Origin of the sequence: Martelella sp. UBA3392 (assembly GCF_002358775.1) — a bacterium.
Taxonomy (GTDB): Bacteria; Pseudomonadota; Alphaproteobacteria; order Rhizobiales; family Rhizobiaceae; genus Martelella; species Martelella mediterranea.
In genome coordinates, this window is sequence record NZ_DEPM01000009.1 from 1 (window position 1) to 8758 (window position 8758).

Genomic DNA, 8758 nt, shown 5'->3' on the forward strand with positions numbered 1-8758 from the left:
GGCAAGGTCGCGCCTGAGTTCCAGATCGGTGCGCACCCGCACCGGGATCAGGCGGTTGTCGAGCGAAATCTTCGCCAGGTTGGCGTCGACATCGCCGACGGTCGCCACCCGCACGGTTTCGGAAATCTGCGCCGGGGTGATGCCGAGACGGGCCGCGATTTCCTTCTTTGGCCGGATTTTCAGTTCCGGACGCGGCAGCGCGCCTTCCGATGACACCTTGTCCAGCATCGGTTCAGTCCGCAGCTTCGCCTCCAGGATCGCGACAGCCTCCTGCAGGTCCTCCTCATTGTCGGAGAGGAAGTTGAACTCGATATCACGCTGTCCGCGGTCGTTGAGCTTGGTGATCCGAAGGTCGGGAATGTCGGCAAGCCCGGCCAGGATTTCCTGCTCGATCTGCCATTGCGGAATTTCGCGGCCCGATGGCGGGATTTTCGGCAGATATTGGCCGATCAGCGGTAAGCCGCCGAGCATATCGTTGACCAGCGCTTCCGGCAGTGAATGCGCGAGCTTGCCGAGCGTGACCGTGATGGTGGCCCGGCGATATTCGAGGTCGCCCAGCGGCGAGGAACCGCCCAGCACGGTGACATCCTCGACGCCGTCATAGCCTTCGATCCGCTCCGCGATCAGGTCGGTCATCTCCTCGGTGTCGGAAAGCCGCGCATTCGGCGGCAGTTCCACCGAGAGCACGATGCGCGAGGCATCTTCCGGCGGTATGAAACTGCCGGGAATGCGCGCCATGAAGAACAGCGAGACGGCGAGAACGCCGATCGCGGCCACCAGCGTCGCATAACGCCATTTGGTGGTCCAGCGCACGGCAGCGGTGTAGCTGCGCATGATCCGACCATCATTGTGCTCGGCGTCTTCCTTGTGCTTGTGCTTGCTGGGCTTCAGCATATAGGCCGCCATCACCGGGGTGATCAGGCGGGCGACGACCAGCGAGAAGAACACGGCGAACGCCACCGTCAGGCCGAACTGGATGAAGTACTGGCCCGGAATGCCCGGCATGAACGACACCGGCACGAACACGGCGATGATGGTGAAGCTCGTGGCGATCACCGCAAGCCCGATCTCGTCGGCCGCTTCAAGGGCCGCGCGATAGGGCGTCTTGCCCATATTGATGTGGCGCTCGATATTCTCGACCTCCACGATCGCGTCATCGACGAGAATGCCGGTCGCCAGCGTCAGCGAGATCAGGCTCACCAGGTTGAGCGAGAAGCCGAGCATGTCCATGATCCAGAAGGTCGGGATCACAGAGAGCGGCAGGGCGACCGCGGCAATCAGCGTCGCCCGCCAATTGTGCAGGAACAGGAACACGACGATGATGGCGAGCAGCGCGCCCTCGTACAGCGTGTCCATCGCGGCGGTGTAGTTGCCCTTGGTGAAGTACACCGCGTCATCGATCAGCGAGATCGAGACATCAGGGTTTTCCGCGCGGACCTCGTCCAGCGCCTCGGCCACCGCGTCGGCAACCGTCACTTCGCTGGCGCCCTTGGAGCGGAACACGCCGAAGGAGACGACAGGCTCGCCGCCGTGGCGCGCGAAGGTGCGCGGCTCCTCATAAGTGTCCGTGACCGTGCCAAGGTCGGAAAGCCGGGCATACCGGCCGCCGCCGAGCGCGATCGTGGTGCTGGCGAGATCGGAGACGCTGCGGCTGTCGCCAAGCGTGCGGATCGCCTGTTCCGAGCCGCCGACCTGGCCGCGGCCAGAGCCGACATCGGCATTGGTCTGGCGTAGCTGCGCGTTCACCTCCGAGGCGGTGATGCCATAGCTTGCCAGCTTGTCGGCATCGAGCGAGACCTGGATCTCGCGGTCCGCGCCGCCATAACGGTCGACCCGGCCGACGCCCTTGATGCCCTGCAGCGCGCGCTCCACCTTGTCGTCGACGAACCAGGACAGTTCTTCCAGCGACATGTTGGGGGAGGAGACGGCGAAGGTCTGGATCGCCTGTCCCTCGACATCGATCTTGCGCACCACGGGGTCTTCGGCGGTGGCCGGCAGGTCGGAGCGGATATTGTCGATCGCGTCCTTGACGTCGCGCAGCGCCTCGTCGGGACTCACCTCCATGCGGAACAGAACCGAGGTCGTCGAGATGCCGTCCGTCACGGTCGAGTTCAACTCGTCAACGCCGGTGACGCTCGCGATCGCGTCCTCGATCTTCTTCGTCACCTGCATTTCAAGCTCGGCGGGGGCGGCCCCCGACTGTGCCACGGTGACGGCGACGACCGGCACGTCGATATTCGGAAAACGCGTGACCGGCATGTCCTTGAAGGCCTGCAGGCCCAAAAACAGCAGCAGCCCCATCGCCAGAAGCGGCGCGACGGGATTTCGGATCGCCCAGGCTGAAAAATTCATCGCTCAGATCCTCAGTTGGACGCCGTGGTGGAGGCAGGCACCGGGTTGATGCGGTCGCCGGCGCGCACATAGGCGCCGGCCTTGGCCACCACCTGGTCGCCTTCGGCAAGCCCGCTTGTGATCTGAACGGTCTCGCCGTCCTGAATACCGGTCTCCACATCAACGACTTCGACGACACCGTCCTTGACGCGGCGCACCGTGGCGCTGCCCTGGCTGATATTGACCGCCGTCAGCGGCAGGGCGAGGTCGTCCGCCTGCTTGGTGATGATTTCGGCGCTGGCATACATGCCCGAGCGCGCGCTTTCCGGGTTGTCGATGCTGATGAACACATCGGCAAGCCGGGTGGCGTCGTTGACGATCGGCGAGACCAGTCGCACCGTGCCCGTGATTGGCGCACCGGCGCCGACGAGCTCGATTTTCGCCTTCTGGCCAGCGGCGACCTTCATCACCGAATCTTCCGGAACCTGCGCCACGAGTTCGATCGCGCCGTCCTCGATGATGGTGAACATCGGGCTGGAAGAACCGCTGGCGATGGCGCCGATACGGGCGTTCTTGTCGGAAATCACGCCAGAGACCGGCGCCTTGATATTGGTGCGCTCAAGACGCAGCGCGATATCGTCGATCTGCGCCTCGGTGACCGCGATCTCGGCGTGGGCGACCGAGATGGCCTCGCGGGCAGCCGCCGCGCTGGCATCGGCGCGCAGCGCCTCGGTCTCCGCCTGCTCCAGAGCGGAGGTCGAGACAGATCCGTTATCGGCGAGCCTCTTGGTGCGCTCGAACTGGCGGCGCGCATCGGTCTGGGCGGCTTCACTGGCGGTGAACTGCGCCTTCAACTGCGCCAGGCTCGCCTCGGCCCTGGCCTTGTTCGCCTGCAGGCTGCTCCGCTCCAGCTCCAGCATGTCGGTGCGCAGGGTCGCAAGCACCGCGCCCGCCTCGACCCGGTCGCCGATCTCGGCCTCGATGGTCTCGATTGAAAGCCCCTCAAGCAGCGGCTGCACGAACACCTCCTCGACCGGACGGATGGTGCCGGTTGCCAGCACAATTTCGGTCAGCGATTTTACCGTTGCATCGGTAACCACGATGGCGGGAAGGGAAACGGCCGGCTCGGCAGAGGTTTCCGCATCCGCGGCAATGGAGGGTGCCGCGGCAAGTGCGATGAGCACGGCGGTCGCTGCGGCAAGGCGGGTCGGTTTCGGCATGTAGAGTACCCCAGTCGGCCGGGAGGAGGCCGGTTCCTCGTGAGCAATCGTCCTGCCCGAATGGCGGACTTCCAAGCTCGTTTACGTGTCGCGCCGGGCGGTCGGATTGTCGCCGTGGCAAAAACTCAATCTGGCAATCGCGAGAGCGGCCCGCAGGGCATGCGTCGTCGCGTCGTGCGGCAGTTCGTCATAAACCCGGTATTTTTCAAGATGGTCGCGGGCATAAAGCCGCATTAATTGAACCGAGTGGTTCGATTTAAAACCGATCTGGTGCAAAAATGCAATACGCGCGACATCACAAGGATGCCGCGCGTAAAAATTTAGCTGCCTCTATGAGCTTAGTTGGAAAGCGCCGCGTCGGTGATTTCCAGCGTATAGGCGCCTTCCGGCTCCTTGGTGATGACCGGGTCGGAGCCGCCGCCGAGCAGAACCTCGACGGTGCGCTGATAGTCGGCCGGGTCGAGCGCGCCGTTGGAGCCGGCCGTCAGCTTGGCGACTTCGCGCATCATCCGCTTCTGGTGCTTTTCGGTCTGGGCGCCGGTGTCGTCATAGTCGAGCACGATCTCGGCGGCTTCGTCCGGGTTTTCCTCGGCCCATTTCCAGCCCTTCATCGAAGCGCGGACGAATTTGACCATGTCTTCCTTGAATTTCGGATCCTTCAGGTCGTCTTCCAAGACATAGAGACCGTCCTCCAGCGTTGCCACGCCCTCGTCCTCATATTTGAAGGTATTGAGCTGGTCCTCCGAAATGCCGGCATCCACCACCTGCCAGTATTCGTTATAGGTCATGGTGGAAATACAGGCTGCCTGCTTCTGCAGCAGCGGATCGACGTTGAAGCCCTGCTTGAGCACGGTCACGCCGTCTTCGCCGCCATCTGTCGGAATGCCGAGATGGGCCATCCACGACAGGAACGGATATTCATTGCCGTAGAACCAGACGCCGAGCGTCTTGCCGGGGAAATCCTCCGGGCTCATGACGTTGTTTTCCTTGAGACACGTCAGCATCATGCCGGAGGACTTGTAGGGCTGGGCGATGTTGACGAGCGGCACGCCCTTTTCGCGGGTGGCAAGGGCCGACGGCATCCAGTCGACGATCACATCGGCGCCGCCGCCGGCCAGAACCTGTGCCGGCGCGATATCCGGGCCGCCGGGCTTGATGGTGACGTCGAGGCCTTCTTCCTCGTAGAAGCCCTTTTCAAGTGCCACGTAATAGCCTGCGAACTGGGCCTGCGTGACCCATTTGAGCTGCAGCGTGATTTCATCGGCGGAGAAGGCCTGGCCTGCCCCAAGCATCATGCCGCCTGCGGCAAGCGCCGCGATAAAAGTCGATTTCATGGTTACGTTCCCCTATTTTGGCTCATTGCATCACGACCGGCCCGAACGGACGGAGGGATGCCAGAAGGTGACGACGCGCTGAATGAGCGCCACCACCCCGTAAAACGCGGAGCCGGCAACCGCCGCCACCGCAATTTCGGCCCAGACCATGTCGATATTGGCCCGGCCCACTTCCGTGGAAATCCGGAAACCCATGCCGACGGTGGGTGTGCCGAAAAATTCTGCCACAATAGCGCCGATCAGCGCCAGCGTGGAATTGATCTTCAAGGCGTTGAATATGAACGGCCATGCGGCCGGCAGGCGCAGCTTGATCAGCGTCTGCGACCACGAGGCGGCATAGGTGCGCATCAGGTCGCGCTCCATGTCGCTGGCCGAGGACAAGCCCTGAATGGTGTTGACCAGCATCGGAAAGAAGGTCGCGACCACCACCACGGCGGCCTTGGACGGCCAGTCGAAGCCGAACCACATCACCATGATCGGCGCGATGCCGACGATCGGCAGCGCCGAGACGAAATTGCCGAAGGGCAGCAATCCCCGTTTCAGGAAGGGCGAGCGGTCAATCAGGATCGCCACGATGAAACCCGAACCGCAGCCGAGCGCATAGCCGATCAGCACCGCCTTCAGGAAGGTCTGGCGAAAATCGGCCCACAGGATCGGCAGCGAATTGGTGAGACGCACCCAGACATCGGACGGTGCCGGCAGCAGGATCGGCGGTATGTCGAAGGCGATGACGACGCTTTCCCACAATATCAGCAGCGAAACGCCGAAGATCACCGGAACGGCGAACCATGCGATCCGCGACAGCGTGCGGTTGGAAAATTTCTGCCGCACCAGCCATTCGTTGAAGGCCCAGCCGCCAATCCAGAAGGCGAGCGCAAACCAGACGAAACCGCTCATGGCTTGACCCCCATGCGCTTCAGCACCGCAGCCTGCGCAACACCGACCAGCGCCACCAGGATCGAGGCCAGGATCGCCGCCATGAACAGCGCCGACCATATCTGCACCGTCTGGCCGTAATAGGAGCCGGAGAGCAGCCGCGCGCCAAGCCCCGCCACCGCGCCCGTCGGCAGTTCGGCGATGATCGCGCCGACCAGCGAGATTGCGATCGCGATCTTCAGCGAGGTGAACAGATACGGCATGGCCGACGGCAGCCGCAGCTTCCACAGCACCTGCCGGTCATTGGCGTTATAGGTGCGCATCAGGTCGAGTTGCAGCGCATCGGGCGAGCGCAGCCCCGAAACCATGCCGACGGCGACCGGAAAGAATGACAGATAGGTCGAAATCAGCGCCTTCGGCAACAGCCCGGTGATGCCGATCGCGTTCAGCACCACGATCAGCATCGGCGCGATCGCGATGATCGGGATCGTCTGGCTGGCAATGATCCACGGCATCATCGAGCGTTCCATCGTGCGGTTATGGACGATGGCGATGGCGAGAATGATGCCGAAACCCGAGCCGATTGCAAAGCCGAGCAGCGTGGAGGACAGGGTGATCCAGGCATGATAGACGAGGCTGCGTTTCGAGGTGATCTTCTTGTTCGCTGTTGTATCCCAAAGCTCGGCCGCCACCTGATGCGGCGACGGCAGCACCGGCCGCTCCAGCGTGTAGCTCTGTTTCACGACTTCCGCGAAGGAGATTTCCTGCCCCGCGCGCCGCGCCTGATCCTCGACAAACTGCCGGTTCATGACCACCACGAACACGCACCAGATGGCAAGGATGGCAAAGACGACGGTGGCAACGGGAAGGACGCGCTCACGCAGCATGGCGATGTCCTTTCGTGCACAGCGATGTCACCGCGGCACCGGCCAAACCCACCCCCCAATCTCCCCCCTTGAGGGGGAGATGCCCCGACAGGGGCAGAGAGGGGTGAACCGCAAGCCGCGAACGCAGAGTAAATCGGATACGCTTTACCCCTCTCTGTCGCGTTCGCGACATCTCCCCCTCAAGGGGGGAGATTGAGGCTGAGAGGTTTCACCAACGCGCTGGCCTCTCACAAAACGGAAAAGCCCTAACCGCGAAACCGCATCATGCCGATGAGCTTCCCCTCCACGCCTTCGACAAGCGGCGCGGCCAGAACGCGGCGGTAATCCACCGGCCCCGGCAATTGCAGCGTGGGCGGGACGATCGGCAGGAATCCGAGCGGGCCGTAATAAGGCGGATCGCCGACCAGGATCACGACTTCCGACCCGGCATCGCGGGCGGCCTGAACTACTATCTTGACGAGGTGGCGGCCGATGCCGCGGTTCTTGTAGGAGGGTTTGACGGCGAGCGGACCGAGCATGTGCCCTTCGGCCATGCCGGCAAAAACCGGCGTCATCCGAACCGAGGCGATAACCTCGTCGCCATCGACGCAGACAAAAGACAGCGCGGGATCATGAGGCCCCTGCTCGCGGATACGGGCGGCAGCCCGCACGAAACGGGCCGGGCCGAAGGCCTCGGCATTGATTTCCTCGATGGCAGCGTCGTGGGAGGCCTCTTCGGGGAGGTAACGCAATTCACTCGTCATTGATGTCTGAACCTGTCTGGAGAACGCATGATTTCGGGGCCGGAGGAGGTCCGGTCTGAAGTCTCAATCAGCGTCGTCGCAGGTCCCGCATGACATTTTCCATATTTGCGTGTCGTCGGCCACTAGCAGGAAACGCAGCGGTCGTCCAGACCGGCGACTGCGAAAATGACAGGGCCCGATGGCATGCAACACACTGTCAATGGTTTCGGGGGTGGCAAAGTCGAAGGCGCGCCGTATGTAAATGGGTAAGACGAATGAAAGGAGCAGGCCATGGGTATGCTGGTAGACGGCGTCTGGAAGGACGTCTGGTACGACACCGACAAGACGGGCGGCAAGTTCAAGCGCGAAAGCTCGAAATTCAGGAACTGGATCACCGCCGACGGCAGCGCCGGGCCCGAGGGCGATGGCGGCTTTGCGGCCGAGAAGGGCCGCTATCACCTGTATGTGGCGCTTGCCTGCCCCTGGGCGCACCGCACGCTGATCTTCCGCAAGCTGAAGGGTCTTGAGGACTATATCGGCGTTTCGATCGTCGACCCGCTGATGCTGGAAAACGGCTGGGAATTCAGGAACCGCGACGGCGGCACTTCCGACAAGGTCAACGGCGCCGACTATCTCTGGCAGGTCTACACCAAGGCCGATCCGAACTATTCGGGCCGCGTCACCGTGCCTGTCGTCTGGGACAAGAAGCGCGAGACCATCGTTTCCAACGAATCGGCGGAAATCATCCGCATGTTCAACAGCGCCTTCGACCACCTGACCGGCAATGACGTCGACTTTTACCCGGAGGATCTGCGCGAGGGGATCGAGGAGATCAACGCCGTGGTCTACGACACGGTCAACAACGGCGTCTACAAGGCCGGTTTCGCGACCACGCAGGAGGCCTATTCGGAGAATGTGCTGAAGCTGTTCGAAACGCTCGATATGCTGGAAAAGCGCCTCGGCGAAAACCGCTATCTGATGGGCGACCGACTGACGGAGGCCGACTGGCGGCTGTTCACCACGCTGGTGCGCTTCGATCCGGTCTATGTCGGCCACTTCAAGTGCAATCTGAGGCGGATTGCCGACTATCCCAACCTCTCGGGCTATCTCAGAGAACTTTATCAGGTCCCGGGCGTTAAGGAGACAGTCAATATCGACCACATCAAGCGCCACTATTACGGCTCGCACAAGACGATCAACCCGACGGGTATCGTGCCCGAAGGGCCGGTACTCGATCTTGACGCGCCGCACGGGCGCGGCTGAAAAGGCGGCGCTTGTCCGGCGGGCGTCGGAAAGCTAATACCAAGGATCAGTGATTATGACCCATATGATGCGTGCTGGAATGGCCATCCGAGTAGGAAAATACCGCAGAGCGATGCTGGAGCATC

Annotated in this window: 8 protein-coding genes; 1 reads left to right on the forward strand and 7 read right to left on the reverse strand. The window is 62.5% G+C overall.

Annotated elements, in window-relative coordinates; all coding sequences use genetic code 11:
- From B4E36_RS00910 to B4E36_RS00940, 7 genes are all read right to left on the reverse strand, one after another.
- A partial coding sequence (locus B4E36_RS00910; RefSeq protein WP_345899864.1) for an efflux RND transporter permease subunit occupies positions 1 to 2352 on the reverse strand: 2352 nt, incomplete at its 3' end.
- An 11-nt stretch (positions 2353 to 2363) separates the two neighbouring features.
- Positions 2364 to 3551, reverse strand: coding sequence for an efflux RND transporter periplasmic adaptor subunit (locus B4E36_RS00915; protein WP_292054382.1), 1188 nt, complete (start codon positions 3549 to 3551; stop codon positions 2364 to 2366).
- 81 nt (positions 3552 to 3632) lie between these two features.
- Complete coding sequence (locus B4E36_RS00920; protein WP_292054384.1) at positions 3633 to 3785, reverse strand: hypothetical protein; 153 nt, start codon at positions 3783 to 3785, stop codon at positions 3633 to 3635.
- 104 nt (positions 3786 to 3889) lie between these two features.
- Positions 3890 to 4885, reverse strand: coding sequence for an ABC transporter substrate-binding protein (locus tag B4E36_RS00925; protein WP_414673702.1), 996 nt, complete (start codon positions 4883 to 4885; stop codon positions 3890 to 3892).
- A 30-nt stretch (positions 4886 to 4915) separates the two neighbouring features.
- Positions 4916 to 5782, reverse strand: a complete 867-nt coding sequence (locus B4E36_RS00930) for an ABC transporter permease (RefSeq protein ID WP_292054387.1) — start codon at positions 5780 to 5782, stop codon at positions 4916 to 4918.
- On the reverse strand, positions 5779 to 6648 hold the full coding sequence (locus B4E36_RS00935; RefSeq protein WP_292054389.1) for an ABC transporter permease: 870 nt from the start codon (positions 6646 to 6648) through the stop codon (positions 5779 to 5781). Before B4E36_RS00935 ends, B4E36_RS00930 begins: the two co-directional genes overlap by 4 nt.
- A gap of 245 nt (positions 6649 to 6893) precedes the next feature.
- The gene (locus B4E36_RS00940) at positions 6894 to 7391 is read right to left on the reverse strand and encodes a GNAT family N-acetyltransferase (protein ID WP_292059152.1); all 498 of its coding nucleotides are present in this window, start codon (positions 7389 to 7391) and stop codon (positions 6894 to 6896) included.
- Positions 7392 to 7661: 270 nt separating this feature from the next.
- Here B4E36_RS00940 and B4E36_RS00945 point away from each other — a divergent pair, with 270 nt between their 5' ends.
- Complete coding sequence (locus B4E36_RS00945) at positions 7662 to 8633, forward strand: glutathione S-transferase family protein (RefSeq protein ID WP_292059154.1); 972 nt, start codon at positions 7662 to 7664, stop codon at positions 8631 to 8633.
- Positions 8634 to 8758: the final 125 nt, after the last annotated feature.